This is a genomic window from Vibrio sp. 03_296, assembly GCF_002265885.1.
In genome coordinates this window covers 1-1,670 of sequence record NZ_NPKW01001321.1, presented here as the reverse complement: position 1 = coordinate 1,670, position 1,670 = coordinate 1, and the positions used below count along the sequence as shown (strand labels likewise).

General features: G+C 41.5%; 4 protein-coding genes. All 4 read right to left on the bottom strand.

Annotation, left to right across the window (positions count from 1 at the left end):
• A partial coding sequence (locus CIK04_RS35975) for a DUF3265 domain-containing protein (protein WP_369597212.1) occupies positions 1-128 on the bottom strand: 128 nt, incomplete at its 3' end.
• A 329-nt stretch (positions 129-457) separates the two neighbouring features.
• Positions 458-586 carry a DUF3265 domain-containing protein gene (locus CIK04_RS31835; protein WP_097353772.1) on the bottom strand — a complete coding sequence of 43 codons (129 nt, stop codon included), beginning with the start codon at positions 584-586 and terminating at the stop codon, positions 458-460.
• A 32-nt stretch (positions 587-618) separates the two neighbouring features.
• Entirely contained in the window at positions 619-969 is a 351-nt protein-coding gene (locus tag CIK04_RS31830) for a hypothetical protein (protein WP_128824792.1), read from the bottom strand.
• A gap of 73 nt (positions 970-1,042) precedes the next feature.
• Positions 1,043-1,210, bottom strand: coding sequence for a DUF3265 domain-containing protein (locus tag CIK04_RS35970; RefSeq protein ID WP_128824793.1), 168 nt, complete (start codon positions 1,208-1,210; stop codon positions 1,043-1,045).
• Between the last annotated feature and the right edge of the window lie 460 nt (positions 1,211-1,670).

Here is a 1,670-nt window from a genome sequence, read left to right as displayed (position 1 = left end):
CGCGTTAAGGGGTGAATGCCGCCTAAACCAAGTTTCCGCAGACCACTTTCACCACAAAAATCACCGCAAACCAAAAATGCCACGCGGCATGAATCCCGCTTAAACGCCTTGTTATGCTTAAGCTTCAATGGCTTACGTTTTACTAAAAACAAGATTAACTCGACTTTGATTTACAAACAAAAGCCAAAACGTAGAAAACCGAAATGACTCATAGTTTTGAAAGTCAGACTTTGAAATTTGGCCGCTAAAACTCAAAAACCTAAGATCAAGTTGCTGATTGAGCCAACCGCCCTAACCTTGCGCTTACCCGAAAATTGATTGAGGCAACTCTCTGAATTTCCAGCGCCAAAGAATGAGTGTCCGAAAAGCAGCGCTCACAAAAGCCAACTTGCCGACAAACACCAAACTGAAAAGCCAAGAGAACAAAGAAAAACCATAACCAACTGATTTTACTTGATTAAGCATAACGCCGCGTTAAGGGGTGAATGCCGCATAAACCAAGCTTCCGCAGACCACTTTCACCACCAAAACTCACCGCACACCAAAAATGCCACGCGGCATGAATCCCTCTTAAACGCCTTGTTATACCAATTTTTGGCCAGTCATAAGCAACCTAACTTATAAGCCAAAACCAACTTTTGGTAACTTACGAACTGAGCGAACACCCCATTGTGATAAATCTGGCTTAGGTTGCCCCGTGAAATCACCAAGGCAGATATACCCTCGAGACAGATAACGATAAAGGAAATCTCCACCCTCTAAAGAGCCTCTTCTATCATCACCAAATGGTAATTTTATACGWTCTACTCGTAGATCTGAGGCGGCTTTGAAAGCWGGATAAACGCTGGAGTTCACCGAATATGAGCTTAGMTCACTTAGAAGTGCTTTATCTGACATTTGCGATGCTGTACGAGTAAAGATCATGATTAGACGTTTCTGCTGTTCTGATGAAACGATGATCATTTCCATATTGGTTTTCCTTTGAAATAAGGAAGTATATAGAAACCAAGCTTCACTCGATAGTGTTTTGAGTTGGAGCTTATTACGATAAATTGGTATAACGCTGCGTTAAGGGGTGAGTGCCGCCTAAACCAAGTTTCCGCACACCACTTTCACCACAAAAATCACCGCAAACCMAAAATGCCACGCGGCATGAATCCCGCTTAAACGCCTTGTTATGTTTAAGACTCGAACGGTTAAGTTTTACGATACCAAGAGCTTAACTCGACTTATCTTTGAAAACCAAAGTTAGAAGCTAAAAAGCTGAATTAACTCATAAATTTGATTGTACTGACATTGAGATTTTAGTGTGAGAAACCGAAAGCTGGTGCTCAAACGTTGAAACTAACATCGCTTCATTCGACTCACAAACGCACTGAACTTTAATGAGGCAACTCTCTGAATTTTTAGCGCCCACGAATTGGAGTCCAGAAAACAGCGACCACTAAACGTAACTTGCCGAAAAGACCAAAATTAGAAAGCTGAGAAAGCAAAGAAAAGATGCAACCAACTGATTTTAAGTGATTAAACATAACGCCGCATTAAGGTGTGAGCAACGCTAACACGAAACAAAACCATACCACCATAAACACAAAACCCAACGATGACATCAAAATGCCAAGCGTTGGGAATCACTCTTAAATGCTTTGTTATGTGGTTTTAACTAGCGT